This is a genomic window from Amycolatopsis sp. CFH S0740 (genome assembly GCF_004522315.1).
Taxonomy (GTDB): domain Bacteria; phylum Actinomycetota; class Actinomycetes; order Mycobacteriales; family Pseudonocardiaceae; genus Amycolatopsis; species Amycolatopsis nivea.
In genome coordinates this window covers 372,781-387,656 of the sequence record NZ_SDLS01000004.1, presented here as the reverse complement: position 1 = coordinate 387,656, position 14,876 = coordinate 372,781, and the positions used below count along the sequence as shown (strand labels likewise).

General features: G+C 69.4%; 18 protein-coding genes. 9 read left to right on the top strand and 9 right to left on the bottom strand.

Annotated features, from left to right (window positions below; all coding sequences use genetic code 11):
- Positions 1-9 precede the first annotated feature (9 nt).
- Positions 10-810, bottom strand: a complete 801-nt coding sequence (locus EIZ45_RS10290; RefSeq protein WP_037813317.1) for an IclR family transcriptional regulator — start codon at positions 808-810, stop codon at positions 10-12.
- 58 nt (positions 811-868) lie between these two features.
- On the opposite strand from EIZ45_RS10290, the gene EIZ45_RS10285 reads away from it, so the two are divergent.
- The 5 genes from EIZ45_RS10285 to EIZ45_RS10265 all read left to right on the top strand — a co-directional run bounded on the left by EIZ45_RS10285 (position 869) and on the right by EIZ45_RS10265 (position 6,143).
- Complete coding sequence (locus EIZ45_RS10285) at positions 869-1,963, top strand: mandelate racemase/muconate lactonizing enzyme family protein (RefSeq protein WP_134662397.1); 1,095 nt, start codon at positions 869-871, stop codon at positions 1,961-1,963.
- Between the two features lie 2 nt (positions 1,964-1,965).
- Positions 1,966-3,135 (top strand): iron-containing alcohol dehydrogenase family protein, encoded by a 1,170-nt coding sequence (locus EIZ45_RS10280; RefSeq protein ID WP_134662396.1) that lies wholly within the window; start codon positions 1,966-1,968, stop codon positions 3,133-3,135.
- A gap of 190 nt (positions 3,136-3,325) precedes the next feature.
- Complete coding sequence (locus EIZ45_RS10275) at positions 3,326-5,023, top strand: APC family permease (protein WP_134662395.1); 1,698 nt, start codon at positions 3,326-3,328, stop codon at positions 5,021-5,023.
- 281 nt (positions 5,024-5,304) lie between these two features.
- Entirely contained in the window at positions 5,305-5,718 is a 414-nt protein-coding gene (locus tag EIZ45_RS10270) for an SRPBCC family protein (RefSeq protein ID WP_037813313.1), read from the top strand.
- Complete coding sequence (locus EIZ45_RS10265) at positions 5,715-6,143, top strand: MarR family winged helix-turn-helix transcriptional regulator (RefSeq protein WP_134662394.1); 429 nt, start codon at positions 5,715-5,717, stop codon at positions 6,141-6,143. The genes EIZ45_RS10270 and EIZ45_RS10265 overlap by 4 nt, the downstream gene beginning before the upstream one ends.
- Positions 6,144-6,547: 404 nt before the next feature.
- On the opposite strand, the gene EIZ45_RS10260 is transcribed toward EIZ45_RS10265, so the two are convergent.
- From EIZ45_RS10260 to EIZ45_RS10250, 3 genes are all read right to left on the bottom strand, one after another.
- Entirely contained in the window at positions 6,548-7,150 is a 603-nt protein-coding gene (locus EIZ45_RS10260) for an SRPBCC family protein (RefSeq protein ID WP_134662393.1), read from the bottom strand.
- Positions 7,151-7,266: 116 nt separating this feature from the next.
- Entirely contained in the window at positions 7,267-7,614 is a 348-nt protein-coding gene (locus tag EIZ45_RS10255; RefSeq protein WP_134662392.1) for a hypothetical protein, read from the bottom strand.
- 33 nt (positions 7,615-7,647) lie between these two features.
- Positions 7,648-8,580 (bottom strand): LysR family transcriptional regulator, encoded by a 933-nt coding sequence (locus EIZ45_RS10250; protein ID WP_205669851.1) that lies wholly within the window; start codon positions 8,578-8,580, stop codon positions 7,648-7,650.
- 101 nt (positions 8,581-8,681) lie between these two features.
- Between EIZ45_RS10250 and EIZ45_RS10245 the strand changes: the two genes are divergently transcribed.
- Both EIZ45_RS10245 and EIZ45_RS10240 read left to right on the top strand, forming a co-directional pair.
- Entirely contained in the window at positions 8,682-9,563 is an 882-nt protein-coding gene (locus tag EIZ45_RS10245) for an NAD(P)H-binding protein (protein WP_134662390.1), read from the top strand.
- A gap of 9 nt (positions 9,564-9,572) precedes the next feature.
- Positions 9,573-9,932: a darcynin family protein gene (locus tag EIZ45_RS10240; RefSeq protein WP_134662389.1), complete on the top strand. Its 360-nt coding sequence runs from the start codon at positions 9,573-9,575 to the stop codon at positions 9,930-9,932.
- Positions 9,933-10,162: 230 nt separating this feature from the next.
- Here the strand turns inward: EIZ45_RS10240 and EIZ45_RS10235 are convergent, their stop codons facing one another.
- The 5 genes from EIZ45_RS10235 to EIZ45_RS10215 all read right to left on the bottom strand — a co-directional run bounded on the left by EIZ45_RS10235 (position 10,163) and on the right by EIZ45_RS10215 (position 13,266).
- Positions 10,163-11,305 (bottom strand): M48 family metalloprotease, encoded by a 1,143-nt coding sequence (locus EIZ45_RS10235; RefSeq protein ID WP_134662388.1) that lies wholly within the window; start codon positions 11,303-11,305, stop codon positions 10,163-10,165.
- A gap of 356 nt (positions 11,306-11,661) precedes the next feature.
- A complete protein-coding gene (locus tag EIZ45_RS10230) occupies positions 11,662-11,934 on the bottom strand; it encodes a DUF3040 domain-containing protein (protein WP_037813297.1) in 273 nt (90 codons plus the stop codon).
- Entirely contained in the window at positions 11,928-12,248 is a 321-nt protein-coding gene (locus EIZ45_RS10225) for a DUF3618 domain-containing protein (protein ID WP_134662387.1), read from the bottom strand. The genes EIZ45_RS10230 and EIZ45_RS10225 overlap by 7 nt, the downstream gene beginning before the upstream one ends.
- Positions 12,229-12,654, bottom strand: coding sequence for a phage holin family protein (locus tag EIZ45_RS10220; RefSeq protein WP_134662386.1), 426 nt, complete (start codon positions 12,652-12,654; stop codon positions 12,229-12,231). The genes EIZ45_RS10225 and EIZ45_RS10220 overlap by 20 nt, the downstream gene beginning before the upstream one ends.
- Before the next feature lie 54 nt (positions 12,655-12,708).
- Positions 12,709-13,266 (bottom strand): hypothetical protein, encoded by a 558-nt coding sequence (locus EIZ45_RS10215; protein WP_134662385.1) that lies wholly within the window; start codon positions 13,264-13,266, stop codon positions 12,709-12,711.
- A 116-nt stretch (positions 13,267-13,382) separates the two neighbouring features.
- Here EIZ45_RS10215 and EIZ45_RS10210 point away from each other — a divergent pair, with 116 nt between their 5' ends.
- Positions 13,383-13,802: a CBS domain-containing protein gene (locus EIZ45_RS10210; protein WP_037813288.1), complete on the top strand. Its 420-nt coding sequence runs from the start codon at positions 13,383-13,385 to the stop codon at positions 13,800-13,802.
- 200 nt (positions 13,803-14,002) lie between these two features.
- Complete coding sequence (locus EIZ45_RS10205; protein WP_240690572.1) at positions 14,003-14,860, top strand: SDR family oxidoreductase; 858 nt, start codon at positions 14,003-14,005, stop codon at positions 14,858-14,860.
- Positions 14,861-14,876: the final 16 nt, after the last annotated feature.

The following is a 14,876-nucleotide window of genomic DNA, read 5'->3' as shown; positions in this document are numbered from 1 at the left end:
AAATGACCGTCATCCCGGCGCGCCGAGCACGGCGGAGATCCGGTCGGCGACGCTGCGGGCGAACCGGCCGGCCGCGGGCAGGCGTCCGCCGAGGCGCGATTTCGGGGCGGACACGTTGACTGCCGCGACGATGTCGCCTCGGAAGCCGTACACCGGGGCGGACACGCCGACCAACCCCGGCTCGAACTCCTCGTCCACGGTTTCGTAGCCGCGTTCCCGGATCCCCGCGAGCTTCCCGGCCAGTTGGTCGAGCGTGAGCGGCGGCGGTTCCTCGGCGGTGCCGGGGAGGTCGGGGAGCGGGTGCGTGGCGGCGGCGCCGAAGGTCCGCCACCAGTGTCCGAGGGTTTCCTCGTCCCATTCGCTCAATAACACCCGTCCGGGTGAGGTCGTGAACGGGTCGACGCCGACGCCCTCCCAGCCGAGTCCGCGAAAAGCGTGGGACGCGAGTTCGCTCCGGAGGGTGAACACCTGCCCGGCGCGCAGGACGCACAGATGCGTCGTTTCGTTGAGCCGCGCCACGATCGTGCGCAGAAAGGGTGCGGCGAGGTGCGCGAGATGCGTTTCGGTGGCGTGCGTGGCCAAGGCGAACAGCCGCCATCCCGGCCGGTACGCGCGGGTGTGCTCGTCGCGCGACACGAGGCCGGCGTCGGCGAGCGTCGCGAGGGCGCGCGAGACCTGGGCTTTGTCCCGCCCGGACAGTTCGGCGACGCGGGACACGCCGAGCCCGTCGCGCGCTTCCGGCAGTGCGAGGACTTCGAGCAGGTCGACGTCGCGGACCAGGCCCGAACCGTAGGTGCGCTGGTTCGCCATGTTGAGGACTGTGCAACAACGATTGGGCGAGCGTCAATCCGCGGTTACCGTCCGATGCGTGAAGATCGCCGACATCCAGCTGCTGCCCGGGACGCTGCCGCTCGATCCGCCGTTCGACGCCGCGTGGGATCCGGTGCCGCGCACGCGCTTCGACGCGACGGTGGTCAAGGTCGTGACCGACGAGGGCGTGGTCGGCTACGGCTCCGGCGACACGATGGCGGGCTTCGAGCCGTACGCGGAGCTGTTCCTCGGCCAGGATCCGATGGCGATCAGCCGCCACGTGCGGGCGCTGGAGACGATCGCGTTCCACGCCGGGCGCTACTGGCCGCTGGAGATCGCGCTGTGGGACGTCATCGGGAAGGTGCTCGGCGTTCCGGTCGCGACGTTGTTCGGCGGCGCGGCGGACGCGATCCCGGCGTACGCGTCGACCGGCCGGATCCTGCCTCCCGACGAGCGGGCCGAGATGATGACTGGGGTGCGCGACCGCGGGTTCCCGGCGGCGAAGATCCGGCTGGCCGCGGACGATTTCGCGGGCGGGATCCGCACCATGCGGGCGGTCCGGGAGGCGGTCGGACCGGAGATGACGCTGATGGCCGACCTGAACCAGGCGTGGCGGATGCCCGGCGACGTGCGGCCTTCGCTCGACCCGGCGGCGGTCCGGCGCTTCGCCGCGGCGCTGCGCGAAGTGGACGTCTTCTGGCTCGAGGAACCGCTGCCGCTGGACGACCGGCCCGGCCTGCGTGCGGTGCGCGACGCCGGAGTCCGCGTCGCCGGGGGAGAAATGGTCCGGACCTTCAGCGAGCTGCTGGACCTGGTCGAATCCGACACCCTCGACGTCTACCAGCCGGACGTCGCGCTCGCCGCCGGAATGCTGCGCGCCCGCACCCTCGCCGAGCTGGTGCTGGCGCGCAACCGGCTCTTCACGCCGCACACCTGGTCCAACGGCCTCGGCCTGCTCGCGAACCTGCATGTGACCGCTGGCGTCGGCGGCGGACCGTACCTCGAATTCCCTTACGACCCGCCGGTGTGGACGCCGGAACGCCGCGACTTCTTGCTTTCCGCCCCGCTGGACATCGACGCGGACGGACTGCTGCATGTGCCGTCCGCGCCCGGGCTGGGCGTCACGATCGACGAAGACCGGTTCGGGAGGTAGGCATGCCTGAGATCTCAGCCATCGAAATCGGTCCGTATCCGGCTGCCACGTTCGCCGCTGGTGCCGTTGGACAGCTGCCGCGATTGATCCGGGCGATCGGCGCGCGGAAGATTGTCCTGGTCAGTGATCGCGGGCTCGTCGCGACTCCGTTGCCCGAGCAGACAGCCCAGTTGGTATGTCAAGACGGGCTCGCGGTCGAGATTTTCTCCGAGGTGCACCCGAATCCCACCATCGACGACGTCGACGCAGGCGGTGCTTTCGTGCGCGCCGCCGAGGCGGAAGCGGTGGTCTCGCTGGGCGGCGGGTCTGCTTTGGACGCGGCGAAGGCGATCGCGCTGGCCGCTGTCAACGACCGTCCGGCCGCCGAACTGACCTGGAGCACCGAGGTTTCGGCGGACCTGGTGCCCGCGTTGCCGATCGTGGCGATCCCGACCACGTCCGGCACCGGTTCGGAGTGCAACGACCTCGGCGTCATCACCGATCCCCGGCAGCAGCGCAAGTGCTATCTCGGCGGGCCGGCTTGCCTTGCCCGGTACGCACTTCTCGACCCGGCGCTCACCCTCAGCCTGCCGCCGCGTGCGACCGCGGCCGCCGGGATCGACTGCCTGACCCATGCCGTGGAGTCCTTTCTCTCCGCCCGGCCCAATCCATGGGCGGATGGTCTGGACCTGCAAGCCGTCCGTTTGGTCGCGGAGAACCTGCGCCGCGCGGTCGCAGTCGGCGGAGACCTGGCCGCGCGGGCGAACCTGATGCTCGCGGCGCACACGGCGGGCCAGGCGATGCGGACGACCGGACTCGGCGTGGTGCACGGCATCGGGCACTCGCTTGGCGGCCGGTTCGACCTGCCGCACGGCCAGGCGCTCGCCTTGGTGCTCGCCGAATGCCTGCGGTTCAACCGCGCGGTGCGGGAAGACCGGCTGGCGCGCTTGGCGGAACCGCTGGGCGTCGCCGATGCCCGGAAATCGGTCGCGCACAACGCGGACGCGGCGATCGCGGCGGTCGAACGCCTGGTCGCGGAGGTCGAACTGGCCGGCCGGCTGCGCGAATTCGGCATCGGCGAAGGGGATCTGCCGGACCTGGTGGCCGACACCCTGGCGGACGGGGTGCTGGCGAACACCCCGCGGGAAGCCTCGGCGGCGGACGTGACCGGGATTCTGCGAGCGACCTGGTAGCTCCGCTGCGGGAAACCGGCGATGTCGGACATAACTCGCGAATACCGTTGTGCGGCAACGGCGAACCGAGCAAGATCGCGGCCTGGCACCGAATGGTGCACAAGGTAACAATTTTATGTCCGCTTATTCTGCGCGCACCGCCGCGGGAGGAGAGTGGAAGCGGACCGCCGACCCGGCAGGAGGCCGCGCCATGGACACAGCCGGAACGACCGAACAGCCGTCCCCAGCGGTCGTCGCGGGCGACGACAAGCGGCTGAAGAAGCACTTCGGCCCGATCGGGCTGCTGTTCACCGCGGTGGGGTCGATCATCGGGTCCGGATGGCTCTTCGGCGCGCTCAACGCCGCGCAGCTCGCCGGGCCCGCGGCGATCGTGTCGTGGGGGATCGGCGCGGTCATGTTCGTGCTGATCGGGATGACGTACGCCGAATTGGGCACGATGTTCCCGCATTCGGGCGGCGTCGCGCGGTTCCCGCACTATTCGTTCGGTTCCTTCGCGAGTTTTTCCATGGGCTGGGTGACATGGATCGCGGCGGCCGCGGTGTCGCCGATCGAGGTGCTCGCGGTCGTCCAGTACGCCACGAATTACCTGCCCTGGCTGGAAACGCTCGACGCCGACCGCAACGCCGTGCTCACCCCGGCGGGCACCGGGATCTCGATCCTGCTGCTGGCGTTCTTCGTGCTGGTCAATTTCTTCGGCGTGCGCTGGTTCGCCCGGATCAACAATGTGCTCGTGTGGTGGAAACTCGCGGTCATCGCGCTGGTGATCGTCGTTTTCCTGGTGACCGCGTTCCATCCCGGGCATTTCATGGACTACGGCGGATTCGCCCCGTACGGGACGCACGGAATCTTCTCCGCGGTCGCGAGCGCGGGCATCGCGTTCTCGTTTTTCGGCTTCCGGCAAGGCGTCGAACTGGCGGGGGAGACGGCGAACCCGAAACGCAACGTGCCGCTCACGCTCATCGGTTCGGTCGTGCTCACCGGAATCCTGTACGTGCTGCTGCAGATCGCGTTCATCGGCGCGGCCCCGTCCGACGCGATCGGCAAACAGGGCTGGGAACACGTCGGCTCGAACTTCACCGCGGGCAGCGACGTCCTGGCCACGTTCGGCCCGCTCGCCGCGATCTCGAGCGTGCTCGGCATCGGCTGGCTGGCCACCCTGCTGTACGCCGACGCGATCATCTCGCCCGGCGACACCGGCCTGATCTACACCGGCGTCACCGCGCGCATCTCGTATGCCATGGGGCGCAACGGAAACGCGCCGTCCGGGCTCGCGAAGGTGAACTCCGCGGGCGTGCCGTGGGTCAGCCTGATCCTGGCGTTCGTCATCGGCTGCTTCTTCTTCCTGCCCTTCCCCGGGTGGAACAAACTGGTTTCGTTCGTCACGAACAGCACTGTGCTGTCGTTCGGATCGGGTCCGTTGGTGCTGCTCGCGATGCGCAGCCAGCTGCCGAGCCGCGAGCGCCCGTTCCGCCTCGGCCGCGGCTTCACGTGGGCGGTCGCGTTCCTGGCGCTGTTCTCCACCAACCTGATCATCTACTGGACCGGGTGGGACACGAACTGGAAACTGTTCGTGGTGATCGCGTTCGGTTATCTTCTGCTCGCGCTGAACCAGGCGTTCGCGAAGAAGTCGCCGAAACTGGACTTCCGGCACGGCTGGTGGGTGCTGGTGTGGTTCGCCGGGCTCGCGGTGATCAGCTACCTCGGCACGTATCCGGAGGCCTCGAAGCATGCCGGGAACCTGGGAGTCCTGGACTTTTCGCTGGGTGCGGTGGCGTCGCTGGTGCTGACCGCGGTGGTGATGGCGTTGGCGCTGCGGAGCGCGCTGCCTGGGGAGCGGGTGACGGAGATTCTGGCCGAGCGCCGGGAGGCGGACGAAAGCCCTGCGTGAGGTGCGGCCGCGCTCGTTGACTGACCATGGCCCTGGTTTCGACCGCGGCGCGGCCAACCCCGATGCTCGCCTGTGCGTGCGGGGACTCGGGCTGCTGGCCGCATGACTGTGGCCGGTGACGAGATCGCCTGGGATGCGTTCGAGTAGCCGTACCGGGATCACCGCCTGCTCGCCCGCGCCCAGTGCGACGCGGCCATACTTCGCCTGACCATCCTGGTCGGGTGGTCTTGCCAGATAGTCTGCGCGCAGATAGTCTCTGCGCATACTAACTGGGAGGGCTTATGTGGACCACTGACTACAGCGCGGAGACGTCGGCGAGCCCGGAGGCGGTGTGGGCCGCGCTGCGGGCGTTGCACAGCGGGACGTCGTTGAGCGAGCGCAGTGACCGGTTCGAGTTGCACGGGCCGTTCGAGAAGGGGACCGAGCTGTCGGTCACGCCGCAGGGGCAGGACACGTTCCGTTCGCGCATCACGGAATTGGCCGAAAACGAGGTCTACGAAGACGAAACCCGCTTCGGCGACGTGGTGCTGCGGTTCCGGCACACGCTCGCCCCGCTCTCCGGCGGCGGGACGCGCGTGACGCATCGGCTGGAGATCGAAGGCTCGGCGGGGCCGGAGCTGGGACCGCAGATCAGCGAGGACTTTCCGGTCGCCATGAGCGATCTCCTCGGCTACGCGGAGCGGTCCGCACGATGACGCGGTTCGCGGGGCCGGGGGACAGTCCGGGTTTTCTGCTGTGGCACGTGACTTTGGCGTGGCAGCGGCGGATCCGGCAGACGCTCGAACCGCTGGGGCTCACGCACGTGCAGTTCGTGCTGCTCGCGTGCTGCTGGTGGCTGGAAACGCACGGAACACCGCCGCGGCAACAGGAACTGGCCGCGCAGGCGGGGACCGATGTCAAGATGACGTCCCAGGTGATCGCCCGGCTGGAGGCGGCCGGACTGGTGACCCGGACGGTCGACTCCGGTGACACCCGCGCGAAACTGGTGCGGCTGACCGAGAAGGGCCGGGATCTGGCCGGTCGCGCGGTGACCGCGGTGGAGCAGGTGGACACGGAGATGTTCGGGACGGACGCCGGGCCGTTGCTGCGGACGCTGCGGTCGGTGCTCGACTCGGAGTGATCGCGGGAGCCGGGGTCGCTTCGGTCCGGGTGTGTTCTGAGCTGCGGGCGGTCGTGGGGGCGGGTTTGTGCGGACGCGGGGTGGATTGGTGGTGCGACGGAGGTGTCTCAGCGGACTTGCGCGGAGGCGGGGTGGTGCGGCGGAGGTCTTTGGGCCGGGGCTCGTCGCGCGGGATCCGTTGCGCTGTTGCGCCGAGGCACCGGTTTCGCCGGACGGCCCACGCGGCGGCTGGTCGGTTCGGGCGCGGCGGGGGTTGGTTCAGCGGATTGGTGTTGGCGGCGGGGAGCCGTTGATGCTTGCGGCCCGGAGGGGCTGGCGTTGGTTCGGCGGGCGCTTTCGCGGCCGGTACCCGGGTCCCGGGTGATCCGGCGGCTGACGAGGTGCAGCGGCGGCCGGGGCGCGGGTCAGTCGCGGCAACCGGTTTCGGCGGTGGTTTTGAGGTCGCTCAGCCAGGTCTCGAGGCCCATGTCGGACGTCGGGTCGGCTTGGGGGCCGGAGTGGCTTTCTTCGGTGCGGACGAGGACGCCGTCGCGGGTGGGGCGGAAGGTCCAGACGTGGACGCCGTCGATGTGGTAGCCGGTGGCGTCTGCCGGGCCGGTCCAGCGGAGGCACTTGCCGCGCTGGAGTTGGCGGACGGTGGAGTTGATGACCACTGTGCTCGGCGGAACCGAGGGCACCTGGACGGTCGCCTGGAACCGTGAGTGTTTGCGCAGTGGGCCGGGATCCAGGCGGCGCACGGTCATCGGGGCGGCGGGTTTCTGCCAGGACGTCCAGGCTTCCACGTCGGTGTGGAGGTCCCAGATCCGGTGCAGCCGGGCGTGGATGAGGATTTCCGCCCGGTGACGGGCTTTCGCGGCGAGGTCGACACCGTGGCCCTGGCAGGTCAGCGAGGTCGGGCCGGGAACGGCGGCTTGGGCGGGGGCTGGGGCGAGAACGGCGGCCAGCGGGACGGCGAGCAAGGCTGTGCGGCGAAGGGGGCGTGAGGTTTTCGGGTTGATGCTGCGCATGGGGCTGCTCCGTGAAGTTAATGGGCTTAACTACAGTGAAAGCCTATAGCGCAGCGTTGGTGAAGGTCAATAGGAAAGGTGAAGGGGTTTAACTGCGACGTGGGGGCAGTTCGGCGTCAGGTGCGGAGGAAGACGTCGTCCAGGGCGAAGGTTGGCTGGAGTTGCACGCGCATCCGGCCGAGGCAGTCTTGGGCGCGGTACTCGACGGCGATGACGGGGCCGGGTTGGTGGATCGTCAGCACGGTCGCTTGTTCGCGGAAGACGTCTACGACGACGTCGGGCCCCTGGCGGTACCGGAGGCGGACGCTCCGCTCGACTGGGTCCCAGCTGAGGTGGAGTTCCCCGGTCTCGGATACGGGGATCTTGAGTTCCCGTACGTAGCTGTCGCCCGACGCGTCTTCCCATTGTGGGAGGGCGTCGAAAACGGATAGCCATACCTCGTCGTCGGCGACTGCGAACTCCACGCGGGGCAACTTACCGCCAAAACAGCACGGCCCTCACGGGTTCGAGCAAAGCGTCCGCCGCACCGCGGCCCGGAGCCAGCGGTGTGCTCCGTCGGCGGACTGCCGCGGATGCCAAGCCATGCCGATCTCCAACGGCGGCAACGGGACCGGGATGTCGAGAAGTCGCAGGCCGAGCGCGGTCGCGTCGGCGGTGAGCGGCGAGGGCGGTTCGCCGGGGAGCGACGCGGGGATCAGGCACACCACATCGCTGCGGGCGGCAACCGCCATCGCGGCCAGATGGCTCGGCAGGACGATCGCGACCCGGCGGCGGAGGTTGTGTTCGGCCAGCGCCGCGTCGAGGGGACCGGTGAACCGGCCGCGGCGGCTGACGGCGACGTGGTCCGCCGCGGCGAGCCGGGCCGGGGTCAAAGGTTCCGAAGCCAGGGGGTGGCCGGGGCGGACGGCGGCGACCATGCGCAAAGTGAGCAGCTTTTCGACCTGCGTCTCGGGATCGACGTGGTCGATGGAGCCGACCTCCAGGTCGAGGCGGCCGTCGCGGAGGGCTGAACCGGCTTCCAGTTCTTCGGCCCGGACGCGGAGGGAGATGCCGGGGGCTTCCTCGCGGGTGAGTCGCAGGAGCCCGACAGCGAGGGCGGCGCCGACCAGGTCCGCGGTTTGGATCGTGAAGGTGGACCGCAGCGTCGCGGGATCCACGACGGCGCCTGGGCTGAGCAGCGCGTTCAGGCTTTGCACCACGGCGGCGGCTTCGTCGCGCAGGGCCTGGGCACGCGGCGTGGGGACCATGGCTTGCCCGGCCCGGACCAGCAACGGGTCTTGCAGGATGCGGCGCAACCGGGCGAGCGTGCGGCTCATCGCGGCCGGCGAGGTGTGCAGGCGCGCGGCGGCGCGGGTGACGCTCTGCTCGGTCAGCAGGGCGTCCAAAGCGACCGCGAGGTTGGCGTCGATGGCCGGATTCAGGCTGTTCACCAGGGTAATTCCATTTCAGGCAAGGATTGCGTGCCGAAGTTCCCATTGTGGCATCGCGGCGGCGCTCAGCAGGATCGAGGGCGTACCCCACGGAGGTTTTCATGATCGTCATCACTGCCCCTACCGGAAACATCGGCAGCCGCGTGCTGAGCGAGCTGGTCGACGCGGGCGAGGATTCGCGGGTGATCGTCCGCGACCCCGCGCGACTGCCGGACTCGGTGCGCGAGCACGTCGAGGTCGTCGTCGGTTCGCATGGCGACCCCGAGGTGGTCGACCGGGCTTTCGCGGGCGCGGACGCCGTTTTCTGGGTCGTGCCACCGGATTCCACCCGGACTCCGGCAGAAGGCTGGAGCGGCTTCACTGGCCCGGCGGCGAAAGCGCTTGTCGCGCACGGCGTCGGGCATGTCGTCGGAGTTTCGGCGCTTGGCCGCGACACCGCGGTCGCCGACCAGGCGGGGCTCGTGACCGCGTCGCTCGCGATGGACGAGCTCATCGCGGGCACCGGCGTCGCGTATCGGGCGCTGGCCAATCCGTCCTTCTTCGAGAATCTGCTGGAGGAAGTCGATTCGATCCGGGAGCAGGGCGTTTACAGCGACGTCCTGGACCCGGACCGCAAGGCTCCGCTCGTCGCCGTCGCGGACATCGCCGCGGTCGCCGTCCGGCTGTTGCGGGACCGGTCCTGGACCGGCTTCGCCGACGTCCCGGTTCTGGGGCCGGAAGACCTGTCTCCCAACGACTTGGCCCGCATCATGACCGAGCAGCTCGGCCGTCCGGTCCGCTACGAGCGCGAGTCGCTGGACGATCTGCGGTCCACACTCATCGGCTACGGGCTCGACGAAACTTTCGTCCACGGCATCGCGGACATGAAGCACGCCAAGGACAACGGCCTCGACGCCGGTGTCGCGCGCACTGCCGAAACCGCGTCTCCGACCACGTTCGAACAGTGGTGCGCGGAAACCCTCAAACCTGCTTTCGACGCCTAAGGATCCGCAATGCCCAACGAAAATCCGCCAGTGACCGCGTTCCTGCTGGTCAAAACCACGCCGGAATGGCTCGCCCTGACTCCGAAGGAACGGGCGGCCGCGTTCGCCACCCAGGTCGTCCCGGCGATCGAAGCGAAAACCACCGGCGTCCGGTCCCGGTTCTACGACACCGAGTTCTACTCCGCGCGCGTCACCGACGTCTGGGTCTGGGAGGCCGACGACCACCACGCGTACCAGCTCCTGATCGACGCTCTGCGCGAAACTCCGTTCTGGGACCGGTATTTCGAGATCGTCGACCTGCTCGTCGGCACCGAGAACGGCTACGCCCGCACGTACGGCTTCGACCCGCTGGCCACTATCGCCACCTGAACACCGATGCCGGGAACTTAAGGCCCGCGTCGGTCGTGAGGGGAACCCTGAGGGAATCTGATTCCCTCAGGGTTCCCCTCACGTACATTCACCGGGACCACGCAGCCCGTCAGTCCCTGCGCCCCGGGCAGCCACACCGCACCCGCAGCCTCGCCTTGAGTTCCTGGCATCGCACCTGAGCACGCGAACGGGCCCCGTTCCGCGAGAAACGGGGCCCGCTCCGGTGTGGCTCAGTGCGCCGCGGCCAGTGCCGCCGTGGCGGGCGGCATCAGCTTCGGGTATTCCTTCTGGAACTTCTCGATCATCTTCGCGGACGGGATGATCCGGTTCGGGTTGTTCTGGCTCACGGCCTGCTTCTCGCCCCACGCGCCGGCGGCCTTGCGCTGGTCGGGGGTGCCGTGGCTGTGGTAGCAGTCGCCGATGGAGGCGTCGAGGTAGGTGACCTCCTGCTGGGTGCGGGCGTTCCAGGCCTCGCCCTTGGCGTGCGCTCCGAAGTAGCCGCCGTAGGCGTCCGGGCCCATCTCGCCGGATTCGTTGCGCGGGTAGTTCTCGTGCGCGAAGTCGACCTGGTGGCCGTACTCGTGGCCGACGACCGCTTCCACCGACACGTCGTCGAAGCCGAGGTGGTTGACCACGTCGAGCAGGCCGTCGCCGAGCATGATGCGCTTGCCGCCGAGGCTGTCGGCCGGGGCGGAGAACGCGTTCAGGGTCAGCAGCGGGTGGCGGCCGCCCTGCAGCGCCGGGACCTCGTAGAGCACCTTGGTCGCGAGCGCGCCCGCTTCCGCGGCCCGCTTCGGGTCGAGGCCGAGCTTGAACGTCTGCGTCGTGCGGTCCTGGCTGCCCAGGTCGGTGCCCTTCCAGGCGACCAGCTGGATGTTCCAGCTCTCGATGTCCCAGAACCCGCGCAGCTTGTCGATCGTCGCGCCGGCGCGCGGCGTGTACTGCCCGTCGGTGCCGAAGACCTGCGGGGTCTTGTCGCTGGCGACGGCCTGGGTGTAGAGCTGGCCGATCGCGCTCAGCGCGCTGAGCGCCTTGTTCTCGGTCGGGGACAGCGAAGACGCGAGCTTGTTCGCGTACGTCAGCAGCGATCCCTCGGTGCAGCCCGGGATCGGGCCCTGCGCGGCGTGCGCCTGCTGGCCCGGCCGCTTGACCGGCGAGTCGAACAGCGGGTCGACGCCGCGCAGCGCGTTCGCGGGCAGCCCGTTGTAGAGGTCTTCGACGTCCTGGTACAGCTGCGCGATGTCCTGGTCGACCGACGTCGGCTCGGCCGCCTGCGGCGCCGCGGTCGCCGGGACGGCCGTGGCCATCGTCAGCGCCGCGAGGGTGCCCGCCGCGGCGAGCGTTCTGCCGAGAATCCTGGTCCGTTTTCGCATGGGCCCCTCATTCCGGTTTCAAGATCACCAAGTACGCCCAACCCTAAGACGATCTTGGACGCGGAAACCGGGACGAGGGAAAGAACCCCGGGATGGCCCACGCCTTTCGGCGGGTTTTCGCCCTGCGGGCATCGGCCGAAAGTACTATCGGGCAACGGCGGCCGCGGTTCCGGCGAACCGAGCATTCGGGAAAACGGGACAAAATGGGCTTCGCTGCGCAAGGGAACCAGAATGCCGTGCGAGGAAAAGCAGCGAAGCCCGAGGAAACCGACGCTGTAGCGGTACGACTGACAGTCCGCTAACAACGAAAGCCGGTGTCGCTCACCAGGCCGTTCGTCGTGCTCAGCGAACGCGGCTCAACGGGAGGATCCGGCTTTCCAGTGCCGCACCGCGAACGGACCGCCCAGGAGCGCGGCGAGCGCGACCACCCCGGCGACGATCATGCCCGGCCGCGAGTCGAACGCCCCGGTCGCGATCATCACGACGCTGGTGACGATCGCCAGGATCTCCAGCGCGGAACGGCGCCGACGCCCGGATCCGCGGGCCAGCTCGGCGCTGAGCCGCGGATCCGTGGCGGACAAACCGCGTTCTATTTCGTTCAGTGCACGCTGTTCCCGGTCGGTCAGCATGCGTCGCCTTGCTTCCGGTGCGCGTGCCGGCGGCGGATCAGGAAACGAAGCACGAACACGCTGCCGAAAACCGCCGCGAACAGCGGGAGCGGGTTGTTCCGGACCGCTTCCGCGCCGGCGCGGACCTTCTCCGCGGCCGGTGCCGACACGGTCTTCTCGACCTGCTCCGCGGCCCGGTCTATGGTCGCGTCGACCTTCTCGGTGGCTCGCGTCCGAACGTCCAGTTTGTGGCTCAGTGCGTCCAGCGTCTCGGCCAGTTCCTCGCGGGTGACGTCCCGGTCCGCCCGGGCCTGCTCAACTTTGCGTTCGGTCATGACCGCCCCCCTTCATCGTCTCGACGTCTTCGCGGACCCGTTCGACGGATTCCTCCGGCACCACCGGCCCGGCGCTGCGTGCCTCCTTGCCGCCGACCAGCGCGGCGAGCCCCGCGATCAGCAGCAACGCGCCTCCGACGATCAGCGCGGACAGCCAGCCGGGCACGACGAGCGCCAAGGCGAGCACGGCCGCGGCGATCAGCGTCGCGCCGCCGAGCAGCGCGAGCACACCGGCGAACCCGACCAGCCCGGCTCCGATGCCGAAGCGCTTCCCCTTCGCCTGGAGTTCGGCCATCGCCAAGCGGAATTCGTCTTGGAGCAGGCGCTTGATGGAAGTGGTCAGATCGGCCGCGAGGTCCGCGGTGGACTTCTCGTGCGCGGGCGTCCGGTTCATTTCCTCCAGCACGGCTTCCTCCCTTCCTTTTTCGAGGCGTACCCGGCAGGGGGACGGCGAAACCGATCAGCGGGATTCCAGCTGGGCGAGGGTTTCGCGGAGCGCGTCGACGACCCAGTCGTGGCCCAGCGGCAGTGGGCTCGGCACCTGGTCGCCCGGGTCGTCGCGGCTGTGCGCCAGCACCTCGACTTCGACGCCGGACTCGCGCAACGCGGCGATCTCGGCGTCGTGCTGGACCAGCCAGGCTTCGTCGGCGACGGCGGCGTCGCCGGGGCTCACCACGCCTTCCGCCGCCGGGTCGACGAGCAGGACGGACCGCAGCGAGCCTGGATGTTCGGCCGCCAGCTGCAGCGCCTCGGCAGCGAGGGGACCGCTCGTGACGAGGTCGCTGTGCCCGGGAGCGGCAAGGGTTTCGGCGGTTTCACGCCACGCGCCCTCGACCGGGATCCGGTACCAGAGGATCTCGTGGTCCTCGGCGAGCGGACGCCAGGTGGCGGGCAGGCCGTCGTGTTTGGCCGCGCCCGCCGGGTCGAGCACGATCAGCCGGGGCGCGCCGGACCGGCCTGCCGCGACCAGCGGCGGGCCTTCCGCGCGGACCGGGTCGGACGGGAACGGTTCTGGCATGTCGGCTCCTTCCACGCGCTCCGGTTACCGGGCGGGCGGAGGAGAAACTGCCCGGGAGGCGTAACCGCCGGGAACGCGGGTAGCCGGGGAGTGACCGGGAGGAAGGAGACGAACCCATGACCACCGCCCGCGATTTGATGACACCGAACGCCGTGTGCGTGCGCGAGTCGGACACCGTGAACGACGCCGCGCAGACGATGGCGCGCGAACAGCTGGGCGCGCTGCCGGTGTGCGGCGAGGACAACCGGCTCAAGGGAATGCTGACCGACCGCGACATCGTGGTGAAGGTGATCGCCGAGGGCAAGGACCCGCGCGCCGTGCACGCGGGCGAGCTGGCGCAAGGAGAAGCGGTGACGATCGGCGCGGACGACGACGTCACCGAAATCCTGCAGACCATGTCGCAGCACCGCGTGCGCCGGCTGCCGGTGATCGACGGCCACGACCTGATCGGCGTTGTCGCCCAGGCGGACGTCGCCCGCGCCATGCCCAATCCGGACACCGGCGTGCTGGTCGAGGCGCTGTCGCACGATTACTGATCGCCCCCGCGTTTTGCCTGCCGCGGACCGGGGTAACCGCCGCGCATCCGCAGAGCGGGGCAGGGGGGGCGAAGGGCCGCGCAACCGTCGCAGGGGGGACGGTTGCGCGGCCTTTCCCGCGTCGGAGCGGGCCCGCGATTGAACGGCGGCACAGCGGGTAGCCGGAAAGGAACAGAACCGACTTTCCGGGGAGGACTCCCGTGGCCGACCGCATCCGACCTCCGCAGCAGCAGGACCCGCCGGGCACCACCGCGGAAATGGACCCGCAGCCGCGCGATTCGATGACCGACTACGAGGGCCGCGGCCTGCTGGCCGGACAACGCGCGCTGATCACCGGCGGCGATTCCGGAATCGGCCGCGCGGTGGCGATCGCCTTCGCGAAAGAGGGCGCGGACATCGCGATCTCGTATCTCAACGAGCACGAGGACGCCGAGTACACCGCGGACCGGGTGCGCGCGGAGGGCCGGGAATGCCTGCTGCTGCCCGGCGATCTCGCCGAGGCGAAGCAGTGCCGGGACATCGTCGAGCGCACACTGTCCGAACTGGACGGACTGGACATCCTGGTCAACAACGCGGCGACACAATGGCCGGTGGACCGTCCCGAGGACCTGACCGAAGAGCAGTGGATGCACACGTTCGACGTGAATCTGCACAGCTACTTCCGGGTGACTGCCGCCGCGTTGCCGCATCTGGGCGATGGCGACGTCATCATCAACACCGGTTCGGTGAACGGCTTGCGCGGCAACAAGAGCCTGATCGATTACTCGGCGACCAAGGGCGCGATTCACGCGTGGACGTACGCGATGGCACAGGCGTTGGCCGACCGGGGGATCCGGGTGAACTGTGTCGCGCCGGGTCCGGTGTGGACACCGCTGATCCCGTCGACCTTCCCGCCGGACAAGGTGGAGAAGTTCGGCTTGCAAGCGCCGATGCAGCGGGCGGCGCATCCGGATGATCTCGCGCCGTCGTATGTGTTCCTCGCGTCGAATCGGCTGTCCTCGTATTACAGCGGTGAGGTGCTGGCCGCTTTGGGCGGGGAAACCGTGCCCGGCGGCTGACCGCGGCCCGGTCCGT

Coding starts and splice junctions, on each gene's coding strand:
- EIZ45_RS10290 (WP_037813317.1), bottom strand. CDS start 810: ATGGCGAACCAGCGCACCTACGGTTCGGGCCTGGTCCGCGACGTCGAC.
- EIZ45_RS10280 (WP_134662396.1), top strand. CDS start 1,966: ATGCCTGAGATCTCAGCCATCGAAATCGGTCCGTATCCGGCTGCCACG.
- EIZ45_RS10275 (WP_134662395.1), top strand. CDS start 3,326: ATGGACACAGCCGGAACGACCGAACAGCCGTCCCCAGCGGTCGTCGCG.
- EIZ45_RS10270 (WP_037813313.1), top strand. CDS start 5,305: ATGTGGACCACTGACTACAGCGCGGAGACGTCGGCGAGCCCGGAGGCG.
- EIZ45_RS10265 (WP_134662394.1), top strand. CDS start 5,715: ATGACGCGGTTCGCGGGGCCGGGGGACAGTCCGGGTTTTCTGCTGTGG.
- EIZ45_RS10260 (WP_134662393.1), bottom strand. CDS start 7,150: ATGCGCAGCATCAACCCGAAAACCTCACGCCCCCTTCGCCGCACAGCC.
- EIZ45_RS10245 (WP_134662390.1), top strand. CDS start 8,682: ATGATCGTCATCACTGCCCCTACCGGAAACATCGGCAGCCGCGTGCTG.
- EIZ45_RS10240 (WP_134662389.1), top strand. CDS start 9,573: ATGCCCAACGAAAATCCGCCAGTGACCGCGTTCCTGCTGGTCAAAACC.
- EIZ45_RS10235 (WP_134662388.1), bottom strand. CDS start 11,305: ATGCGAAAACGGACCAGGATTCTCGGCAGAACGCTCGCCGCGGCGGGC.
- EIZ45_RS10230 (WP_037813297.1), bottom strand. CDS start 11,934: ATGCTGACCGACCGGGAACAGCGTGCACTGAACGAAATAGAACGCGGT.
- EIZ45_RS10225 (WP_134662387.1), bottom strand. CDS start 12,248: ATGACCGAACGCAAAGTTGAGCAGGCCCGGGCGGACCGGGACGTCACC.
- EIZ45_RS10215 (WP_134662385.1), bottom strand. CDS start 13,266: ATGCCAGAACCGTTCCCGTCCGACCCGGTCCGCGCGGAAGGCCCGCCG.
- EIZ45_RS10210 (WP_037813288.1), top strand. CDS start 13,383: ATGACCACCGCCCGCGATTTGATGACACCGAACGCCGTGTGCGTGCGC.